Genomic DNA, 19394 nt, shown 5'->3' with positions numbered 1-19394 from the left:
CTCACGCTGTGAATCCATAACTTCATGTGAACCATGTTGACTCGGTTCACAGCTTCTGTTCTGATGAACCCTGCCGTTCAGCCCGCTCACCCGCTGGAGTCCCCATGCGCACCACCGCGTTCGCCGCCACCGCCCTCGCCTCCGCCGCCCTGCTCGGCCTGACCGCCTGCGGCACCTCCGGATCCGACGCGGGCAAGAGGCAGGCGGCCGCCGCACCCGCCGCCGAGGCCGCCCCGTACGCGGACCTGACGGGCCCGCAGCTGCTGGAGAAGTCCCTGGCCGCCACCCGCAAGGCCACCTCGCTCACCCTCAAGGGCAAGATCACCGAGGGCGGCAAGCCGATGACCCTCGACCTGTCGCTGTCCACCGCGGACGAGTGCCGCGGCTCCATGTCCACCGCCGGCGAGGGCCGCTTCGAACTGATCAAGTCGAAGCAGAACGCGTACGTGAAGGCCGACGAGGCCTTCTACCGGGGCGCGGGCAAGGGCGACCCGAAGGAGGAGACGGACGCCGTGGTGGCGATGCTCGCCGACCGCTGGCTGAAGACCCCGGCCGACAGCCCGGACGCCGAGGAGTTCACCGGCGCCTGCGACCTCGCCGAACTGCTCAAGGAGTTCGAGGAGGAGCCCGGCAAGGCGAAGAAGGGCCCGGTGACCACCGTCGACGGCCGCAAGGCCGTCACCCTGACCGTTCCCGCGGACGACGGCACCGCCACCGTGTACGTCGCCGCCGAGGGCGAGCCGTACCTCCTGAAGGCCTTCCAGAAGGGCGGCACCGACCCGGGCGAGATCACCTTCTCCCGCTTCAACGAGCCGGTCGACGTGACCCCGCCGGCCGCGAAGGACGTCGTGGACCTCGCCAAACTCGGCTGATCCGGGGCCGTTGGCGGGACGTTCGGCGGCCCCACCGGCCGGGAACCCTGTCAGGGGGGTTGGTTAGTCTCGCCGTCACAGTCGACACACAGGGGGATTCCGGATGCGCATGCGCACACTGGCAGCAACCGCACTCGTCTGCGCCACGCTCGGCGGGCTGACCGCCTGCGGTTCTTCCGACCGGCCGGCGAAGGACCCGGAGTCGAAGGGGTCCGCGTCGGCAAAGGCGCCGGAGGCCACGAAGCCGGCCGACCCGTTCGCCGACCTGTCCGGCCCGCAGATCCACGAGAAGGCGTACGCCGCGACGACGGCCGCCCAGTCGATGCGGCTGAAGGGGAAGGTCCGTACCGACGGCAAGGACGTCGGGATGGACCTCGCCCTGAACCTGAAGGGCGAGTGCTCCGGCACGGTCACCCTCGGCGGCACCGGCACCGCGGAGATCATCAAGTCGTCCGAGGTCATCTACTACAAGGGCGACGCGAAGCTGTACCGCTCGCAGGCCAAGGACATGCCGAAGAACCAGGCCGACGCGATGGTCGCGATGCTCGCCGACCGCTGGCTGAAGATGAAGGCGAGCAGCGCCGAAGCCCGGCAGTCGGCCCAGATGTGCGACCTGGAGAAGCTCCTCGCCTCCTTCGGCAAGAGCAGCCCGGTCGCCCGCAAGGGCGCGCCCGCCACGGTGGACGGCCGGCAGGCGCTGACCGTGACCGCCCCGTCCGAGGACGGCCTGGAGACGTACTACGTGGCCACCCAGGGCGAGCCGTACCTGCTGCGCGCGACCAAGGACGGCAAGGAGCCGGGGGACATCACGTTCTCCGACTACAACAAGGCGGTCGACCTGACGCCGCCCGCCGACAAGGACGTCATCGACGCCGACAAGCTGAAGCGGACGGGCAAGGCGGCCTGATCCGGAGGCGACCGGCGGGGCGCCTCAGCGCTCCGCCGGCAGGTGCTGGTCGGGGCAGCGGGACAGCACGCGCTTCATCGCGTCCCGCTCCCCCGCCGTGACCCACAGGCCGTACTTGCGCTTCACGGCCACCTGGGCCGCCACGTACGGGCAGCGGTACGGCTTGTTCGCGGGCAGCCAGGTGGCCGCGTCGCCGTCGCTCTTGCGGCGGTTGGCGCGGGCGTCCACGGCGAGCAGGTTCAGCGGGTCGTTGGCGAACGCGACCCGCTTGGCGCGCGTCCAGCCGCGGGCACCCTTCTGCCAGGCGTCCGACAGAGCGACCACGTGGTCGATGTCCACGGCGGAGCGACCGCGCCGGAACTCCAGCCGCCGGCCGGTGTACGGGTCGCTCTCCAGCACCCCGGACAGCACCGTGCAGCGGCCGTCCCGCAGCCGGGTGCCGGTCAGGTCGCGGCGCAGGACGTCCTCGCGGGTGCCGCACCCGTTGCCGTCGGTGTCCCGCCAGCCGCGGCCGAACTCCTCGCGGGCGTACCCGGACTTCGCCGCCCGCCCCTTCACCGTGAGCGCGTCCACCGCGCCCAGCGCCGGCGCCCCGCCCGTGCCCCCCGACCCGCCGGAGGCCCCGGAACCGGCCCCGGGCCGCTCCTGCGTACAGCCGGTCAGGGCCAGTGCGGCGGCGAGCAGCAGGGCGGCTCCGCCGGCCGCGGGAGAAAGGGTTCGGCGCATGCACCGGATCCTAGACAGCGATGCGGCCGGGCCGCCGGGCCCGGCCGCATCCGTACGCCGCTACGCCGCTACGACCCGAGGATCGTGGTCAGGAACTCCCCGGTCCAGGCGAGCAGTTCCCGCCCGACCAGCGGCTTGCCGCCGATCTTTCCGGTCTTCGGGCGCGGGATCAGCACCTGCGAGGTGGCCGGCTTGAGCACCGCCCCCGGGTAGAGCCGCTTGAGCCGCAGCTCCTGCGACTCCCGCAGCTCCACCGGACCGAACCGGATGTTGCTGCCCTGGAGCGTGATGTCGCCGACCCCGCAGGCCCGGGCCAGCATCCGCAGGCCCGCCACCAGCAGCAGGTTCTCCACCGGCTCCGGCAGCTTGCCGTACCGGTCGGTCAGCTCCTCGCGGACCGCCCGGACGTCCTCCTCGGTGGCGGCCGCGGCGATCGACCGGTACGCCTGGAGGCGCAGCCGCTCGCCGGGCGCGTAGTCGTGCGGGACGTGCGCGTCGACCGGCAGCTCGATCTTGACCTCCAGCGGCGGCTCCTCCTCGGCACCGCCCTCCAGGGAGGCCCGGTAGTCCGCCACGGCCTCGCCGACCATCCGTACGTACAGGTCGAAGCCGACGCCCGCGATGTGGCCGGACTGCTCGCCGCCGAGCAGGTTGCCCGCGCCGCGGATCTCCAGGTCCTTCATCGCCACGTACATGCCGGCGCCCATCTCGGTGTGCTGGGCGATCGTCGCCAGCCGCTCGTGGGCGGTCTCCGTCAGCGGCTTCTCCGGCGGGTAGAGGAAGTAGGCGTACCCGCGCTCGCGGCCGCGGCCGACCCGGCCGCGCAGCTGGTGCAGCTGGCTCAGGCCGAAGTTGTCGCCGCGCTCCACGATGAGGGTGTTCGCGTTGGAGATGTCGATGCCGGACTCGACGATCGTCGTGGAGACGAGGACGTCGAACTTCTTCTCCCAGAAGTCGACGACGACCTGCTCCAGCGCCTGCTCCGACATCTGGCCGTGCGCGGTCGCGATCCGCGCCTCGGGCACGATCTCGCGCAGCCGGGCGGCCGCCCGGTCGATGGACTCGACCCGGTTGTGGATGTAGAAGACCTGGCCCTCGCGCAGGAGTTCGCGCCGGATGGCGGCGCCGATCTGCTTCTCCTCGTACGGGCCGACGAAGGTCAGGACGGGGTGCCGCTCCTCGGGCGGGGTGGTGATCGTCGACATCTCGCGGATGCCGGTGACCGCCATCTCCAGGGTGCGCGGGATCGGGGTCGCGGACATGGTCAGCACGTCCACGTTGGCCCGCAGCTTCTTCAGCTGCTCCTTGTGCTCGACGCCGAACCGCTGCTCCTCGTCGACGATGACCAGGCCCAGGTCCTTGAACTTGGTCTCCTGCGAGAACAGCCGGTGGGTGCCGATGACCACGTCGACCGAGCCTTCCTTGAGGCCCTCCAGGGTGGCCTTCGCCTCGGTGTCGGTCTGGAACCGGGACAGGGCGCGGGTGACCACCGGGAACTGGCTGTAGCGCTCGGAGAAGGTGCCGTAGTGCTGCTGCACCAGCAGGGTGGTGGGCACCAGGACCGCGACCTGCTTGCCGTCCTGGACGGCCTTGAACGCGGCGCGGACCGCGATCTCGGTCTTGCCGTAGCCGACGTCGCCGCAGATCAGGCGGTCCATGGGGACGGACTTCTCCATGTCCTCCTTGACCTCGGCGATGGTGGTCAGCTGGTCGGGGGTCTCCGCGTAGGGGAAGGCGTCCTCCAGCTCGCGCTGCCAGGGGGTGTCCGGGCCGAAGGTGTGGCCGGGGGCCGCCATCCGGGCGCTGTAGAGCTTGATGAGGTCGGCGGCGATCTCCTTGACGGCCTTCTTGGCGCGCGCCTTGGTCTTGGTCCAGTCGGCGCCGCCGAGCCGGTGCAGGGTGGGCGCCTCGCCGCCGACGTACTTGGTGACCTGCTCCAGCTGGTCGGTGGGGATGTAGAGGCGGTCGCCGGGCTGGCCGCGCTTGGCGGGCGCGTACTCGACGAGCAGGTACTCGCGGGTGGCGCCCTGCACGGTGCGCTGCACCATTTCGAGGTAGCGGCCCACGCCGTGCTGCTCGTGGACGATGTAGTCGCCGACCTCCAGGGTCAGCGGGTCGATGGTCTTGCGGCGCCGGGTGGGCATCCGGCCGAGGTCCTTGGTGGCCGTGCGCTGGCCGGTCAGGTCGGTCTCGGTGAGGACGGCCAGCTTGAGGACCGGGTCGACGAAGCCGTTGTCGAGGGCGCCGCAGGACACGTGGACGAGGGCGGGCTCGATGGCGGTGAGGTCCGCGTCGAGGCGGGCGGCGATGCCCTCGCCGCCGAGCACCTCGACGGTACGGGCCGCCGGGCCGTGGCCCTCGGTGAGGTAGACGGTGCGCCAGCCGGCGGCGAGCCAGCCCTTGGTGTCGGCGAGGGCGCGGGCGGTGTCGCCGCGGTAGGCCTCGGGGGCGTGCATGCCGAGCTTGAGGGTGTCGGAGGACAGCTCCTCGTCGGCGGCGAACGGGGACACCGTCCACCACATCATGCCGAGTTCGCGGGCCCGGTCGCGGACGTCCGCGATGCCCCACAGGGAGGCCGCGCCGACGTCGATCGGGGCCTCCCCGCCGCCGGCGGTGGCCGCCCAGGAGGCCTGGAGGAACTCCTGGCTGGTGGCCACCAGGTCGGCGGCCCGGGTGCGGACCCGTTCGGGGTCGCAGACCACGGCCATCGCGCCGGCCGGCAGTACGTCGAGCAGCAGCTCCATGTCGTCGACGAGGACCGGGGCGAGGGACTCCATGCCCTCGACGGCGATCCCCTCGGCGATCTTGCCGAGGAGTTCGCCGAGTTCGGGGTGGGCCTCGGCGAGGACCGCGGCCCGCTCCCGCACCTCGGGGGTGAGCAGCAGTTCGCGGCACGGCGGTGCCCACAGGCCGTGCTCGGCGATCTCCAGGGAGCGCTGGTCGGCGACCTTGAAGTAACGGATCTCCTCGACGTCGTCGCCCCAGAACTCGATGCGCAGGGGGTGTTCCTCGGTGGGCGGGAACACGTCGAGGATGCCGCCGCGGACGGCGAACTCGCCGCGCTTCTCGACCAGCTCGACCCGGGCGTACGCGGCGGCCGCCAGCGCCTCGACGACCTCGCCGAGGTCGGCGCTCACGCCCTGCCGCAGGGCCACGGGCACCAGGTCGCCGAGCCCCTTGACCTGCGGCTGGAGCACGGACCGGATCGGGGCGACGACCACCGACACCGGGCCTGCGGCCGGGTCGTCCTTGCTGGGGTGCGCGAGCCGGCGCAGCACGGCCAGCCGGCGGCCGACGGTGTCGCTGCGCGGGGACAGCCGCTCGTGCGGCAGGGTCTCCCAGGACGGGTAGTCGACGACCTCGTCGGCCGGCAGCAGCGACCGCAGCGCGGCGGCCAGGTCCTCGGCCTCCCGCCCGGTGGCGGTGACGGCGAGCACCGTCCGCTCGGTACGCCGGGCCAGCGCGGCCACGGCGAAGGGCCGCGCGGCGGCAGGCCCGACCAGGTCGACGTGCATCCGGTTGCCGTCGACGGCCGCCTTGACGGCCTCCCCGAGCGCGGGGTCCTGAATGACGGCATCGAGCAGACCGTGCAGGCTCATGAGGGCTTTCCGTCCGGGGAAGGGGCAGCAGGGCAGATTCGCGGGCAACGCGAAGGGCCCGACACGTCGCACGGGCCGGGGGTTCCCAGGTTACGACGTGGGCCCGTCACTCGCCCGAGGGATTGCGGTCACTCGTCAGGGTGAGCGAGATGGCGCAGATGGGGCCCGTCCAGCTAGCCTAAGTCCAGCACTTAGTCCACTCTGTGTCTTGAGAGGCCGCCATGGAAGCAGCCAGGCAGTACAACGTGCACGAGACGAAGACCCACCTCTCCAAGATCCTGGAACTGGTGGCCACCGGCGAAGAGGTGATCATCAGCAAGTCCGGGGAGCCGGTCGCGAAGCTGATTCCGTTGGCGTCCAAGGTCCGCCGGACGGACCGGGGGTCGCTGACCGAGCCCGTCACGTTCCGCGACGACTTCGACGACATGTCCGACGACCCGGGCTTCGCAGAGGCCTTCGGCCTGCTTCCGGAGGAGCGAGCGTGAAGCTGCTGGCGGACACCCACGTCGTGGTGTGGTGGCTCATGGACTCTCCCGAGCTGTCGGCGGAGACCAAGGACCTGCTCGACACCGAGGAGCTGGCGTACGTCAGCGCCGTCACGCCGTGGGAACTCGCGGTCAAACAAGCCATCGGGAAGCTGGACGGCCCGGCGGACCTGCCGGAACGGGTGCGGGACTGCCAGCTCAAGGCTCTGCCCGTGACGGGCCTCCACGGCACCCGGGCGGGCCGCCTGCCCCCGCACCACCGCGACCCCTTCGACCGGATACTCGTCGCCCAGGCGCAGACCGAAGGGCTCACCCTCGTGACGCGCGACAAGTTCATCCCGCTGTACGACGTGCCCGTCCTCGCCGTCTGAGCAGCGCAGCCGCTCCCGGCCCCGGTCCCGCAGTGTTCACGCTGCGGGACCGGGGCCTTTTCGTGTCCCGTTCGAAAAAGTTGCGGGGGCGTGTCAACCGGAGTGGGGGTCCCGGGCGTATACCGCGTGAGATCTGTCCACCACCGGGAGCACTTTTGACCGTCGAGGAGTTCGAGGAGTTCTACGCTCACTCCGCTCAGCAGCTGGTGGGACAGGTCTATCTGATGACCGGCGACCTGCACGAGGCGCAGGACGTGGTGCAGGAGGCGTTCGTACGGGCCTGGGGGCGGCGGGGCCGGCTGAGCCGGGACGCCGGGCCGGAGGCCTGGATCCGGACGGTCGCGTGGCGGCTGGCGGTCAGCCGGTGGCGGCGCCGCCGGCGGGCCTCGGAGGCCTGGCGGGAGCGGCACGAGGGCGACCCGGCGGTGCCGGGCCCGGGGCCGGGCACGGTCGCGCTGGTCACCGCGCTGCGGGCACTGCCGGACCGGCAGCGCCGGGTGGCCGTCCTGCACTACGTCTGCGACCTGACCGTCGAGCAGGTGGCGGCCGAGACCGGCATCGCGGCCGGCACCGTCAAGACCCATCTGTCCCGCGCGCGAGCCGCGCTCCGGCCCCACCTGGAGGAGGTCCCCGATGCCTGACCGGCTGTCCGAGGCGCTCAAGCACGCCGCCCGGGACGCGGGGCGGCAGGCCGTGCCGCCCGACGTGGCGCACGTGGTGCGGCGCGGCAGGGCACGGCACCGGCGGCGGCTGGCACTGGTGGCGGCCGGGGCGGTGTGCGTGCTGGGCATCGGCGGCGCGGCGGCCGGGCTGTCGCTGGGCTCGCAGACGGAGCCGGTGCGGCCGGCCGCGCCGACCGGCCCGTTCTCCGACCCGCCGACCGGTTCGCCGACCCCTTCGGTGCCGCCGTCCACCGGCCCGGGCTCGGGCGCCGCGACCGGCACCGGCTCGTACGGCCCGCCGCCGACCAACACCCGCGAGCCGTCGGGCACCCCCACCCCGACCGCCACCCCCACCCCGACCGGCTCCGGGGAGCCGTCGGCCGGCCTGACCCCCAGCGGCTCCGGCACCTGGCCCGTGGGCTCCTCGCCCCGGCCGCCGGGCGGGGCGGAGGCACGTTCCGGATCGGACGCGTACGCTCCTTCGGACCCGGTCGTCGCCGGCCCGCCGCCGGAGGCGGGCCCGGCACCGGTGCCGCCGGGGGCCGCCGCGTCCCCGTCGGTCTTCGCCCTGGCCCTGACCACGCCGGCCCGCTGACCCCGACCCGAGGATCCCCTCCCATGCCTTCCCCCGACCTCGGCCACCCGGACCCGGGCCGCCTCCCCGCCCCCGAGCCCGACCGGGCTCCCGACCCCGGTACGGCCCCCGAGCCGCCCGTACCGGCCGCCGCCCCGGCCGGGCCCGCCGTCCGCGTGCCCGCCCCGCGGGCCGCCGGGGCCGCGGCGGCCCCGCCCGCGCCCCCCATCCCGCGGCCGGCCCGGCTGCGCCGGGTCGTGGCCGTCGTGCGCCGCGACCCCGGTCCGTACCTGCTCTCGCTCGGCCTGTTCCTCGCGTACACGCTGGTCAGCGTGTTGCGGTACCGGCGGATGGAGACGCTCTCCTGGGACCTGGGGATCTTCGAGCAGGCGATCCGCGGGTACGCGGGGCTGCAGGCGCCGATCGCCGATCTGAAGGGGCCGGGGACGCACATACTCGGGGACCACTTCAGCCCGGTGACCGCGCTGATCGCCCCCTTCTACCGGGTGTTCCCGACCCCGGTGACCCTGCTCGTCGTGCAGGCCGCCCTGTTCGCGCTGGCCGCGATACCCGTCACCCGGGCCGCCTCCCGGCTGCTCGGGCGTCCCCGGGGCCTGGCCCTCGGGCTGGCCTTCGGCCTGTCCTGGGGCGTGCAGCGGGCCGTCGACTTCGACTTCCACGAGATCTGCTTCGCCGTCCCCCTGATCGCGTTCGCCCTGGAGGCGCTGCTCGCGTCCCGGTACCGGGCGGCCCTGCTGTGGGCGCTGCCGCTGGTGCTGGTCAAGGAGGACCTCGGGGTCACCCTGGCCGCCGTGGCGACCGTCGTCGCCCTCCGGGCCCGGCGGGACGATCCGCGGGCCGCCCGCTGGGCGCTGGGCACCGCCCTGTTCGGGCTGGCGGCCGCCGTCCTCGTCTTCACGGTGGTCATCCCCGCCTTCAACACGGCCGGCGACTACGACTACTGGACCAAGCTCGACCACAGCGGCAACGGTCCCCTCGACGGCCTCGGCACCAAGTTCCGCACCCTGCTGTGGGTGCTCGTCCCCACCACCGCCCTGCTGGCCCTGCGCTCCCCGCTCCTGCTGGTCGCGCTGCCCACCCTCGGCTGGCGGATGCTCTCCGGCGACGACCACTACTGGGGCACCGACTGGCACTACAGCGCCGTGCTGATGCCGGTCGTCTTCCTCGCCCTCGCCGACGCCCTCGACCGCACCCGCCGCAGCCCCCGCCCCCTGGTGCGGGCGGCCGCCCTCCAGGTGCCCGCCGCGGTCGCGGCCGCCGCCCTCGCCCTGACCCCGTCGCTGCCGCTGGCCGCGCTGACGGAGGGGCGTACGTACGGGAAGAGCGAGCGGGTCCGGGACGTGGAGGCGCTGCTGGCGCGGATCCCGGACGGGGCGAGCGTGGAGGCCGACGTCGGCCCGATCGCCCGGCTGACCTCGCGCTGCCGGGTGTTCTGGATCGGCGGCACCCGCGGTGTGGTCCCGGACTGGATCGCGGTCGACAACTCCTCGGGCTGGGTGCCCGACCCGCTGGAGTACGCCCGCCAGCTGCATCCGGAGGCCCGGTTCGAGCAGGCCGGCGCCGCCCACGGCTACGTCCTGATGCGCCGGGTCTGACCCGCGTACGCGAGAACGGGCGGGGCCCGGTGCGCCGCACTCGGCACACCGGGCCCCGCCCGTCGGGCGTCGTCCGTGCGGACTACTCGCTGGCGATCGCGTTCAGCACGTTCATCCGGCCCGCCCGGAACGCCGGGACCAGCGCGGCGAACAGGCCCACGAAGGCCGAGCCGACGAACACGGTGAGGATGGTCCCCCACGGGATCTCCAGCACGTTCAGCCCCTCCAGCGCGAGCAGCTTCTGCGCCGTGGCGCCCCAGCCCATGCCCAGGCCGAGGCCGAGCAGGGCGCCGAAGAGGGCGATGACCACCGATTCCAGCCGGATCATGCGGCGCAGCTGGCGGCGGGACAGGCCGATGGCGCGCATCAGGCCGATCTCGCGGGTCCGCTCGACCACCGACAGCGCCAGGGTGTTCACCACGCCGAGGACGGCGACGATGATCGCGAGGGCCAGCAGGCCGTAGACCATGTTCAGCAGCTGGCCGACCTGGTCCTTGAGGGTCTGCTTGTAGTCGGCCTGGTTGAGCGCCTTGTACTGCGGGTACTTCGCGAGCGCCGTCTTCATCTCGGCGTACGCGGCGTCGGCCCGGCCGTCCTCGGCCTTGGCGAGCAGCATGAACGGTGCCGGCAGCTTGTCCGCCGGGACGTACTGGCGGGCGGTGGCGGTGCTGACGTAGATCGCGCCCTTGTCGAGGCTGCCCTCGTCCGAGGTGATCGCGGTGACCTTGAGGGAGGCGGTCCGGCCGTCCTGGAAGGCGACCTTCACCGGGCTGCCGACCTTGACTCCGTGCTCCTTGGCGAAGCCCTCGCCGACGGCCATGGCGTCCTTGCCGTACGCCGCCGCGTGCTCGCCGGCGACCATCTTGCGGCGCACGTCCTGCGGGTACGTCGGGTCGGTGACGGACAGGCTCTCGCCGGAGGTGCGGCCGTCGGGCGTGGTCAGCTTCGCCTCGACGATCCGGTACGCGGTGACGTGGTCGAGCCCGGCGGTCTTCTGCACGGCCTGCTGGGCCTGCGGCACGAGCGGGACCGGCGCGCCGCCGGCGGGCTGGACGATGAAGTCGGCGCCCACGGACCGGTCCAGCTCGGCGGTGGCGGAGGCCACCATGGAGGAGCCGACCACGGACAGGCAGGCGACCAGCGCCAGGCCGATCATGAGCGCGGCACCGGTGGCACCGGTACGGCGCGGATTGCGCAGCGCGTTGCGCTCGGCGAGCCGGCCGACGGCGCCGAAGGGCCGCAGGACCACGCCGGAGAGCACCTTGACCACGGCGCCGGCCAGCAGCGGGCCGATCACGATGAAGCCGATCAGGCTGAGGACGATGCCGAGGCCCAGCCACAGCGAGCCCTCGGCGGCCTTGTCGGCCTGTCCGGCGAGGAGCAGCGCGCCGCCGCCGGCGGCGGTGAGGACCGCGCCGAGGCCGCCGCGGAGCCAGCCGGCCTTGCGGTCGGCGGGGGTGCCGGCGTCGCGCAGGGCGGCCATCGGGGAGACCTTGCCGGCCCGGCGGGCCGGGATGTAGGCGGAGACGACGGTGACGACGACGCCGAGGACGATGCCGACGACGGGCGTGGTCCACAGGACGGTCAGGTCGTCGGTGGACAGGTTCATGCCCATCTGGCCCATGAGCTTCATCAGGCCGACGGCGAGGCCGACGCCCGCGCCGACGCCGAGGAGCGAGCCGACGACGCCGAGCAGGAAGGCCTCGACGAGCACGGAGCGGTTGACCTGCTTGCGGTCGGCGCCGATGGCGCGCATCAGGCCGATCTCGCGGGTGCGCTGGGCGACCAGCATGGAGAACGTGTTGAAGATGAGGAAGATGCCGACGAGGAAGGCGATCCCGGCGAAGCCGAGCATCGCGTACTTCATCACGTCGAGGAACGCGCCGATGTCCTCGCGGCCGCTGTCGGCGGCCTCCTTGGCGGTCTGGAGCTTGAGGGTGCCCGCGCCGAGGGCGGTGTCGACGTTCCGCTTGACCTGGTCGTCGGTGAAGCCGGGCTTGGCGGTGATGTCGATGTTGGTGAACACGCCGGTGGTGCCGAGCAGTTCGCGCTGGGCGGTGGGCATGTCGAAGTAGACGATGGTGGCGCCCGGGTTGGTGACCTTGAAGTCGGCGATGCCGGAGATGCGGGCGCGGAAGTCGCCGGTGACGGCGATGGTGCGCAGCTCGTCGCCGATCTTCAGGTGGTGCTTGCCGGCGGTGTCCGCGTCGACCATCACCTCGGTGGGGCCGCGCGGGGCGTGGCCGGAGGCGATGGCCATGGTCTTCAGTTCGCGGTCGCTCCAGCCGACCGCGATGGTCGGGGCGCCGGTGCTGGAGCCCATGTTCTCGTTGCCGGCGTTGACGACGGTCACGGAGGTGGAGACGACGGAGCCGGCGGCCTGCTCGACGCCTTGGGCGCCGGCCGCCTTCGCGACGAGCGCGGCGGGCAGCGTCTCGGGGCGGCCGGTCTTGCTGGGGTCGCCCGGGTCGGAGCCCTTGGGGCTGACGGTGACGTCGGCGGCGGTGGAGGCGAAGAGCTTGTCGAACGTCGTGTTCATGGTGTCGGTGAACACGAGGGTGCCGCAGACGAAGGCCACGGAGAGCAGGACCGCGATGGCGGAGAGCGCCATCCGCCCCTTGTGCGCGAGGAAGTTGCGCATCGAGGTCTTGAGCACGGTCATGACGTCCGCCCGCGCGCGTCGAAGTCCTTCATGCGGTCGAGGACCTGGTCGGCCGTCGGGTTGAACATCTCGTCGACGATCCGGCCGTCGGCCAGGTAGAGCACGCGGTCGGCGTAGGAGGCGGCGACCGGGTCGTGCGTGACCATGACGATCGTCTGGCCCAGCTCGTCGACGGAGCGGCGCAGGAAGCCGAGGACTTCGGCGCCGGCGCGGGAGTCGAGGTTTCCGGTCGGCTCGTCACCGAAGATGATCTCGGGGCGGGCGGCGAGGGCCCGGGCCACCGCGACGCGCTGCTGCTGGCCGCCGGAGAGCTGGGTGGGCCGGTGCTTGAGGCGGCCGGCCAGGCCGACGGTCTCGACGACGCGGTCCAGCCACTCGCGGTCCGGTCTGCGGCCCGCGATGTCCATGGGCAGCGTGATGTTCTCCAGCGCGTTCAGGGTGGGCAGCAGGTTGAACGCCTGGAAGATGAAGCCGATCCGGTCCCGGCGCAGCTGGGTGAGCTTCTTGTCCTTGAGCCCGGTGATCTCGGTGTCGTCTATGTGGATCTGGCCGCCGGTCACCGTGTCCAGCCCGGCGAGGCAGTGCATCAGCGTGGACTTTCCGGAGCCGGACGGGCCCATGATCGCGGTGAACTGGCCGCGCATGATGTCCACGTCCACGTGGTCGAGGGCGACGACCCGGGTCTCGCCGGTGCCGTACGCCTTCACGACCTGGCGCGCCCGCGCCGCGACGGCCGTCCGCCCGCCCGTACCCCCGTGCCGGGGAATGGTCACAGCCGTAGTCACGGTTCTCTCCTCGTCTTCGTGCCTGGTGTGCTTCAACGTCGTGTGCGTCGAGGTCGTGTGATGTGAGTCTGCTGCCGGGCGGCCCCCCGCCGCCCTGGTGCCCGGAGGTGTCTTCTCCGGGGGGTTAGCCCCACCCCCGTCGCGTAGGAACCAGTTAAAGGCCGCGGTCCCCTTCGCCGCCTCATCCGCCGGGACGAACATCCCCTGGGCCGGAGTACGGAGGTACCCCTAGGGGATGTCCGCCCTCCGGACGATCGGTTCCGGGGGCTACCCGGGCGCGCACCCCGGTGAGAAGGTGTCCCGGAGGAAGTGCGTGCACAGTGAAAGGATCTCCGTGGGGGCAGTGGCCGGCAGGGGGGAGAGCGCGGCGGGGGCGCCGGGAGCAGCGGTGTGCCGGCCGGGCCGGGCCGTGGTGGCGGCCCTGATGCTGGGCATGGCGCTGGTCGCCGTGGACAGCACGGCGGTGGCGACGGCCGTCCCGCAGATCGTCGGGGAGCTCGGCGGGTTCTCGGTGTTCTCCTGGCTGTTCTCCGGCTACATGCTCGCGGTGACGGTCACCCTGCCGGTGTACGGGAAGCTGTCGGACACGTTCGGCCGCCGGCCGGTGCTGCTGTTCGGGTCGGGACTGTTCCTGGTGGGTTCGCTGCTGTGCGCCGGCGCCTGGGACATGGGCACGCTGATCGCCGCCCGGGCCGTCCAGGGGCTGGGCGCGGGGGCGATCCAGGGCACCGTGCAGACCCTGGCCGCCGATCTGTACCCGCTGCCCGAACGGCCCCGGATCCAGGCCTGGCTGTCGAGCGTGTGGGCGACCTCCGCGCTGGCCGGTCCGGCGCTCGGCGGGCTGCTCGCCGCGTACGCCGACTGGCGGTGGATCTTCCTGCTGAACCTGCCGCTGGGCGCCCTCGCGATGCTGCTGACGGTCCGCCACCTGGCCGAGCCGGCCCGGGCCCGGGGCCCGCGGGCCCGCATCGACTGGGCGGGCGCCGCCGCCGTGTCCGCGTGCGGCGCGCTGCTGCTGTTCACCCTCGTCCAGGGCGGGGTGGCCTGGCCGTGGTGGTCCTTGCAGACGGCCGCCCTGGTGGCCGGCACCGTGGTGCTCGGCGCCGTCACCGTGGCCGTGGAGCGGCGGGCGGCCGACCCGATCCTGCCTGGCTGGGTGTGGCGCCGGCGCACGATCGCCGCGGTCAACCTGGCGATGGGCGCCCTCGGCCTGCTGATGATCGCGCCGGTGCTGTTCCTGCCGACGTACGCGCAGGCCGCCCTGGGGCTCGGCCCGGTCGGCGCCGGTTTGGTCATGACCGCGATGACGCTGAGCTGGCCGGTCTCCGCGGCTCTCAGCCAGCACGTCTACCGGCGGATCGGGTTCCGCAACACCGCCGCCCTCGGCATGTCGCTCGCCGTCCTCTGCCTGGCCGCCTTCCCGCTGCTGCCGCATCCCGCGCAGCCCTGGCAGCCGGCCCTGCTGTCGCTGGCGCTGGGCGCCGCGCTCGGGCTGTTCCAGCTGCCGCTGATCGTCGGCGTGCAGTCGACGGTCGGCTGGTCGGAGCGCGGCACGACCACCGCGTCCGTGCTGTTCTGCCGCCAGGTCGGGCAGAGCGTGGGCGCCGCGGTGTTCGGGGCCGTCGCCAACGCCACCATCGCCGCCCGGCTGGCCGGTGCGCCGGTGCCGGGGCTGCCGGAGCACCTCGACGAGGTGTCACGGGCCCTGGCCGAACCGGACTCCCTGAGCCCGGCAGCCGCCGACCACCTCACCGAGGCGGTGGTGGCCGCCGTCGACCACGTCTACCTGGGGGCGGCGGTCGCCGCCGTGGCCGCCCTGCTCGCCCTGGTCCTGGTGGCGCCGCGGAAGTTCCCGGTCCTCCCCGAACTCCGCGAGGAGCAGGCGCAGTCCGTACGGCCGTGAGGCGCCCGCGTGACCATTTCGTGATCATGGAATCCACAACTCCGCCCGGCCGCCGCGGATCCAACCGGCATGAAGAAGATCTCCCTGCTCACCGCGGCCGCCGCGACGACGGCCGCACTGGGCCTGGCGGCCCCGTACTCCCAGGCCGCCCCGGGCGCGACCGCCGCACCCCGCGAACTCCGCCTGACCGCCGCGGCCGAGCTGGCTCTGCCGGTGTACAGCGGCTCCCCGGCACCGCTGTCGAAGGAGTTCACCGTCAACCTCCGCGCCAGGACCCCGGGCAACACCGCACCGCTCAAGCGGAAGGTCGTCCTCGACTTCACTTCTCTGAAGGGCAAGGCCGACTGGGGGGTGGGCAGCCGGGACTGCCTGCGCAGCGGGAACACCGCCGTCTGTGAGGCCGCCGACGCCATCCGCACCGGCCGGGCCGTGACGAGCGTCTGGATCCGCGCGGTCAAGGGCGTGAAGTCCGGCGCCTCCGGCGAGGTCAGGGTCACCGCCACGGCGGCCGGGGCCACCGTCACACCGTGGACCGTGAAGATCCGCGTCGGCGGCCCCGACCTGAAGGTCTCCCGCGGCGCCCTGCCCGCCCAGTCCGAGCCCGGCGCGACCGTGCCGCTGCCCGTCGGCGTCACCAACAAGGGCACGGAGCCCGCCAGGAGCCTCCTGGTCTGGCTGCGCACCACCAACGGACTCGACTTCGCCAAGCAGTACGGCAACTGCGCGTACGGCGTGCACCCGGACCGCAAGGCCGCCCTGTGCCGGATCCCGGCCGCCATCCCCGTCGGCACCACCTGGCGGCTGGCCGAGGCGCCCACCGTCAAGGCCAACCCGCAGGCCGGCGGCGAGCGGATCGACTACGGCGTCTTCGCGGACACCTCCGCGACCCGCAGCAGGCTCCGCAAGGGCGGCACGTGGACCCAGGGGACCGGCCCCGACCTGAAGCTGACGAAGGTGCTCGCGGCCCCGCTGCTCGTGGACCTGGAGGAGGCCGACAACTGGACCTCCGCCCGGCTGAACGTCGTGCGCCCCGCGGAGTTCACGGCCGTCGGCGGCGCGGTGCGGGCCGGCGCCGGACAGACCGTCGACGCCTCCTTCGGCTTCGACTTCAAGGGTCCCGCCAAGAGCTCGACCGACGAGGACTTCGAGCTGGTCACCCGCATCACCCTGCCGGCCGGCGTACGGGCCGTGGCGGTGCCCGCGGAGTGCCGGCCCGCCGGGCAGCGGGGCGCGACGGCCTACCTCTGCGTCCAGAGCCCCCGCACCTACACGGCCGGCGACAAGGCCCGGTACGCGTTCCGGCTGACGGTCGACCGGCCGGCGGCCGGCGCGACGGGCGAAGCGTGGCTGTACCGGCAGCACCACACCGAGAACCCGGACGTCCCCCAGCCCGGCCCGCAGCGCCCGGCGGGCGACACCAACGCCGCGGACGACCGGGCGGCGATCACGGTCGCCGCGCCGTAGGTCCTGCCGTCCGACGCAGTCTTGACCCTTTCGTGATCATGGAATCCACAACTCCGCCCGGCCGTCGCGGATCCAACCGGGCATGAAGAAGATCTCCCTGCTCACCGCGGCCGCCACGGGGGCGGCCGCGCTGGGTCTGGCTGTGCCGTACGCCCAGGCCGCGCCGGCGCCGGCGCCCCGCGAACTCCGCCTGACCGCCGCCTCCCACGTGGCCCTGCCGGTCCACGACGGGTCGGCCGATCCCGCGCAGAAGTCCTTCTCGGTCTCCCTGCGAGCCAAGGTGAAGGGCGACAACTCCCGCGTCCACTACCGGGTTTCCTTCGACCTCACCGCCCTGAAGGGCAAGGTCGACGCGAAGGTCTGGTACGGCGGCAACAGCTGCAGGCGCACCGGCGACACGGCCGTCTGCGAGTCCGACACCGGCGTCTACGACGCCGCCAAGGTCGCCATCGTGAAGCTGCGCCCGGCCAAGGGCGCGGCGTCCGGATTCACCGGCGCCATCAAGATCAGCGGTGAGGTCGCCGGCGCCACCGTCACGCCGTGGACCACCAAGGTCCAGTTGGGCGGCCCGGACCTCGCCATGCGCCCGAGCGGTCTGCCGCTGCACGTGGACACCAAGCCCGGCGCGTCGTTCGCGCTGCCGGTCGCCTTCTCCAACAAGGGCACGGAGCCGGCCGAGGGCCTCCTGGTCCGCCTTTCCGCCACCCCGGGCCTGGACATCGCCCACGGGAAGTACGGCAACTGCCTCTACGGCACGTACAAGGACGGCTCCGAGGCCGTGCTGTGCGAGTTCTCCGGCTCCTTCGCCCCGGGCGGGTCCTGGCAGCTCGCCGCGAACCCCTCCGTCAAGGCCTCCCCCGAGAGCTTCTCCGAAGAGGTCGGCTACAGCGTGAACGAGGACACCCCCGAGGAGCGGCGGGCCTCGCTGGGCAAGGCGACCTGGACCCGGGGCACCGGCGCGGCGCTGAAGCTGAAGCCCGCGGCCGCCGCGCCCACCGCGCTGTCCCTCGACCTGAACCCGTACGACAACGGGAAGTACCACTACGTCCGCGTCGACAACCCGCGGGACTACACCGCCGTCGGCGCCACCCTGAAGGGCCGCCCCGGCGAGACGGTCGCGGCCTCCTTCGGCTTCGACTTCAAGGGCCCGGGCCGGACCGGCACGAACGACGAGTCCCAGCTGGTCACCCGGGTGACGCTGCCGGCCGGCGTGAGCGTCGTGAAGCGGCCCGCGGACTGCGAGCCCGTCAAGAACCGGACGGCCGGCACCGTCTGGTACCGCTGCGTCAAGCCGCCGCAGTCCTTCAAGGCCGGCGCGCAGGTCCGCTTCCCGTTCAAGCTGAAGATCGACCGGATCGTCGCGGGTGCCAAGGGCCAGGCCTGGTTCTACCACCAGCTGCCGACCGTCGACCCGGACGCCCCGAACGCGGGCCCGCAGGTCCCGGCGGGCGACGACCCGGCCGACAACCGGGCGAAGATCACGGTCGTCCGGCGGTAACCCCGCGGACGGCGATGGCGCCGAGGAGGAGGCCGGGGTCCCTGCGGGGGTCCCGGCCTCCTCCGCGTACGGGGGCGGGCGGAGAGCCGGCCTTGTCATGTACCGGGGCGGGCGGTAGACCAGAGGCGGAGACCGGTACGTCCTGTGCCGGTACGGGAGTTGACAGTGGGGCGGGCGGAGCGGACGTGGGTGCGCAGGCGTGGGTGACCTGGGTTGCGGTGGCGGTGGCCGTGGCGGGGACGGCGGGCCTGCTGTCCTGGAAACAGCCGATGCTCGGCAAGGACGGCCGCTGGTCCACGTCCCGGACCTTCGCCCTGGCCTGGTCGCTGGTCGTCGCCTGGATGCTGCTGACCCTGCTCGCGTACGCGCTGGCGAGCGGTAAGGGGCTGGACTGGTTCGCGGGCGACGACGGGCCGCTGGCGCCGCTCGCCCCGCTGTACCTGCTGCTGCTCGGGGGGCCGTACCTGGCGCTGTTCGGAGCGAAGGGGATCGTCGGGGCGCGGGTCGAGCACGGGCGGCTGATCAAGCCGCGCAGCACCGGGCGGGCGAGTGTCCGGGAGCTGGTGAACAACGATGCGGGGACGCCTGATCTGGCCGACTTCCAGTACGTCCTCTTCAACGGCGTGGCGCTCGCGTACGTCGTCATCCCGTTCGTGCTCGACGTGGGGGCCGGGCTGCCGGACCTGCCGGAGGAGGTGGCCCTCCTCACCGGGGGGCCGGCCCTCGCCTACCTGACGAACAAGGTCGTCAGCCGGCCGATCCCCGTGATCACGTCCGCCGTCTACTCCGGCGGTGAGCTGCACGTCACCGGGGCGGGCTTCCGGCCGGGGCAGGCGCCGCCCGTGCTGCTGCTGGACGACCGGCCGCTCACCGTCACCCAGGCCACGGACACGTCGGTGACGGCGCCCGTCTCGGAGCCCGGTCCCGCCGCGACGGTCACCCTCACCACCTCCACCCTCCTCCAGAGCAACCCGTCCCCCATCACCCACCCGGCCCCCGTCCCGCAACCCCGCACGCCGTAGCCGCGGCGGCACGCGGCGCGGCTCGGGCGAAACCTCCGCGGCACCCTCCGGCCCCGCCGGGCCGACTTCGGCTCCGCCGCGCCCCCTCCGGCTCCGCCGACCCATCCGGCCTTGGCGGGCCAATTCCAGCCCCCTGGGGCTGGGCAGTTTGAGGCGAGCCGGGCCCATTCCAGCCTCGCCGGCGTTTGAGGCGCGGGGGCCCGGGGGCAGAGCCCCCGAAACCCCGACCCTGCGGGGCTGTTGCCCCC

General features: G+C 73.2%; 15 protein-coding genes. 11 read left to right on the top strand and 4 right to left on the bottom strand.

The genetic code is table 11. The annotated features are described in order from the left end of the window. Positions 1 to 104 precede the first annotated feature (104 nt). Both LG634_RS15625 and LG634_RS15620 read left to right on the top strand, forming a co-directional pair. Positions 105 to 872, top strand: a complete 768-nt coding sequence (locus LG634_RS15625; protein ID WP_226734408.1) for a hypothetical protein — start codon at positions 105 to 107, stop codon at positions 870 to 872. Between the two features lie 103 nt (positions 873 to 975). Then, complete coding sequence (locus LG634_RS15620; RefSeq protein WP_226734407.1) at positions 976 to 1779, top strand: hypothetical protein; 804 nt, start codon at positions 976 to 978, stop codon at positions 1777 to 1779. Positions 1780 to 1803: 24 nt separating this feature from the next. On the opposite strand, the gene LG634_RS15615 is transcribed toward LG634_RS15620, so the two are convergent. Then, positions 1804 to 2505 carry an HNH endonuclease family protein gene (locus LG634_RS15615; RefSeq protein ID WP_226734406.1) on the bottom strand — a complete coding sequence of 234 codons (702 nt, stop codon included), beginning with the start codon at positions 2503 to 2505 and terminating at the stop codon, positions 1804 to 1806. A 68-nt stretch (positions 2506 to 2573) separates the two neighbouring features. Continuing rightward, positions 2574 to 6104 (bottom strand): transcription-repair coupling factor, encoded by a 3531-nt coding sequence (gene mfd / locus LG634_RS15610; RefSeq protein WP_226734405.1) that lies wholly within the window; start codon positions 6102 to 6104, stop codon positions 2574 to 2576. 221 nt (positions 6105 to 6325) lie between these two features. On the opposite strand from mfd, the gene LG634_RS15605 reads away from it, so the two are divergent. The 5 genes from LG634_RS15605 (at position 6326) to LG634_RS15585 (ending at position 9812) form a co-directional block, all read left to right on the top strand. Then, complete coding sequence (locus LG634_RS15605; protein WP_226734404.1) at positions 6326 to 6589, top strand: type II toxin-antitoxin system Phd/YefM family antitoxin; 264 nt, start codon at positions 6326 to 6328, stop codon at positions 6587 to 6589. Beyond that, on the top strand, positions 6586 to 6960 hold the full coding sequence (locus LG634_RS15600) for a type II toxin-antitoxin system VapC family toxin (RefSeq protein ID WP_226734403.1): 375 nt from the start codon (positions 6586 to 6588) through the stop codon (positions 6958 to 6960). The genes LG634_RS15605 and LG634_RS15600 overlap by 4 nt, the downstream gene beginning before the upstream one ends. 155 nt (positions 6961 to 7115) lie before the next feature. Beyond that, positions 7116 to 7601 carry a SigE family RNA polymerase sigma factor gene (locus tag LG634_RS15595; RefSeq protein WP_226734402.1) on the top strand — a complete coding sequence of 162 codons (486 nt, stop codon included), beginning with the start codon at positions 7116 to 7118 and terminating at the stop codon, positions 7599 to 7601. Next, complete coding sequence (locus LG634_RS15590; RefSeq protein ID WP_226734401.1) at positions 7594 to 8217, top strand: hypothetical protein; 624 nt, start codon at positions 7594 to 7596, stop codon at positions 8215 to 8217. Before LG634_RS15595 ends, LG634_RS15590 begins: the two co-directional genes overlap by 8 nt. A gap of 23 nt (positions 8218 to 8240) precedes the next feature. Continuing rightward, positions 8241 to 9812: a DUF2079 domain-containing protein gene (locus tag LG634_RS15585; RefSeq protein WP_226734400.1), complete on the top strand. Its 1572-nt coding sequence runs from the start codon at positions 8241 to 8243 to the stop codon at positions 9810 to 9812. A gap of 82 nt (positions 9813 to 9894) precedes the next feature. On the opposite strand, the gene LG634_RS15580 is transcribed toward LG634_RS15585, so the two are convergent. Continuing rightward, positions 9895 to 12474 carry an ABC transporter permease gene (locus LG634_RS15580; RefSeq protein WP_226734399.1) on the bottom strand — a complete coding sequence of 860 codons (2580 nt, stop codon included), beginning with the start codon at positions 12472 to 12474 and terminating at the stop codon, positions 9895 to 9897. Next, a complete protein-coding gene (locus LG634_RS15575) occupies positions 12471 to 13259 on the bottom strand; it encodes an ABC transporter ATP-binding protein (protein WP_226734398.1) in 789 nt (262 codons plus the stop codon). The genes LG634_RS15580 and LG634_RS15575 overlap by 4 nt, the downstream gene beginning before the upstream one ends. A gap of 343 nt (positions 13260 to 13602) precedes the next feature. Between LG634_RS15575 and LG634_RS15570 the strand changes: the two genes are divergently transcribed. The 4 genes from LG634_RS15570 to LG634_RS15555 all read left to right on the top strand — a co-directional run bounded on the left by LG634_RS15570 (position 13603) and on the right by LG634_RS15555 (position 19146). Then, positions 13603 to 15162 (top strand): MFS transporter, encoded by a 1560-nt coding sequence (locus LG634_RS15570; protein WP_504967647.1) that lies wholly within the window; start codon positions 13603 to 13605, stop codon positions 15160 to 15162. Between the two features lie 69 nt (positions 15163 to 15231). Continuing rightward, positions 15232 to 16626: a hypothetical protein gene (locus LG634_RS15565; protein ID WP_226734397.1), complete on the top strand. Its 1395-nt coding sequence runs from the start codon at positions 15232 to 15234 to the stop codon at positions 16624 to 16626. Between the two features lie 82 nt (positions 16627 to 16708). Continuing rightward, on the top strand, positions 16709 to 18124 hold the full coding sequence (locus LG634_RS15560) for a hypothetical protein (protein WP_226734396.1): 1416 nt from the start codon (positions 16709 to 16711) through the stop codon (positions 18122 to 18124). Positions 18125 to 18309: 185 nt separating this feature from the next. Continuing rightward, positions 18310 to 19146, top strand: coding sequence for a hypothetical protein (locus LG634_RS15555; protein ID WP_226734395.1), 837 nt, complete (start codon positions 18310 to 18312; stop codon positions 19144 to 19146). Positions 19147 to 19394: the final 248 nt, after the last annotated feature.

This window comes from Streptomyces bambusae, assembly GCF_020532645.1.
GTDB classification, from domain to species: Bacteria; Actinomycetota; Actinomycetes; order Streptomycetales; family Streptomycetaceae; genus Streptomyces; species Streptomyces bambusae.
The sequence above is the reverse complement of the archived record's forward strand: the minus strand, read 5'-3'. Positions and strand labels throughout refer to the sequence as shown.